This window comes from Sabulibacter ruber (genome assembly GCF_017355955.1).
In the GTDB taxonomy this organism is placed as follows: Bacteria; Bacteroidota; Bacteroidia; order Cytophagales; family Hymenobacteraceae; genus Nibribacter; species Nibribacter ruber_A.
Genome location: NZ_JAFFID010000211.1, coordinates 1 through 243, shown reverse-complemented (window position 1 = coordinate 243; position 243 = coordinate 1). Strand labels below are relative to the sequence as shown.

Below are 243 nucleotides of genomic sequence, written 5' to 3'. Positions count from 1 at the left end.
ACGCCACCCTGCGCCGCTGGGCGGACGAGGGACGCGTGCTATCCACGCTCGTCCTGTGGTCGGGAATGATCCGCGAGCTGCACTGCATTCCCCGAATCCTCGATCTGGTTTCGGCGACCGGCCTGCATTGCGGGCTGGTGATTACCGCCGACAGCCTTGCGCAGGCAAGCCCATCGGATTTCGCCCTGCTGGGCGTGCCGCCGGAGCATGGCGGCGTGGCGGGCCAAGTGGAGCTTCTGCTGG

At 67.9% G+C, this 243-nt stretch carries 1 protein-coding gene; it reads left to right on the top strand.

Features of this window, described 5'->3' with window-relative positions; genetic code table 11:
* The coding region (locus JT719_RS25085; RefSeq protein WP_207436496.1) for a hypothetical protein at positions 1-243 on the top strand (243 nt) is incomplete at both ends.